The following is a 671-nucleotide window of genomic DNA, read 5'->3' as shown; positions in this document are numbered from 1 at the left end:
GCGGTCAGCAGGTCGCTGCCGGTCGAGGCGGCGGCGGGCTCGGCGAGTGTGGCGATGATCGTGGCTGAGATCGCCGAAGCGGTCCCCCGGGTGAGGGCGGCGACCAACGGCCCGCTGACGTGAAGGATGAAGGCCGCCGCGCAGAGAGCGAGGGTAAGGATGAGGATCAGGGACATGGGCTTTCTCCTTCAGAGGCGGGCGAACTGGAAATGCATCCAGTCGCGGTTGCAGGCGCGGCCGAGGCTGGTGGCGCCGGCGGCTTCGACGATGGTCCAGAAGGGCTCGTAGGCGGGCGCGGCGAAGCTCGCCCGGTCACGGCCCCAGCGGAGCGGGTTGCGCTCGGGATCGAGGTCTACGGCGATCCCCCAGGCGTGCATGGAGAGGGCCGAGCCACCGCGGATGGGCCGGTGGTTGAAGCAGCCGCCGAAGAGGTTCAGCCGCAGGTGCTCGAACTGGACCCCACCATAGTGCGCCACCGCCTCACGGAAGATCCGCGTCAGGGGCACCGCCACCAGCTTGTGGCAGCGGAAGCTCGTGATGCCCGTGTTGAGATCCCAGGCGAGGCGGAACGGGATCGGCAGCTCGACGATCCCGGCCGTGCAGTCGGGACCGCCCGCCACGCCGTAGAAGGTCGCAACCGACTCCTGCCGCGGATAGGCGCCCTGGGCATC

The 671-nt window shown here is 69.9% G+C and carries 1 protein-coding gene; it reads right to left on the bottom strand.

Annotated elements, in window-relative coordinates; genetic code table 11:
- Positions 1–188: 188 nt before the first annotated feature.
- On the bottom strand, positions 189–671 hold a 483-nt coding region (locus ACTVZP_RS22305; protein WP_443214314.1), incomplete at its 5' end, for a M15 family metallopeptidase.

Source organism: Rhodobacter sp. NSM (assembly GCF_052244495.1).
Taxonomy (GTDB): domain Bacteria; phylum Pseudomonadota; class Alphaproteobacteria; order Rhodobacterales; family Rhodobacteraceae; genus Cereibacter_A.
The sequence above is the reverse complement of the archived record's forward strand: the minus strand, read 5'-3'. Positions and strand labels throughout refer to the sequence as shown.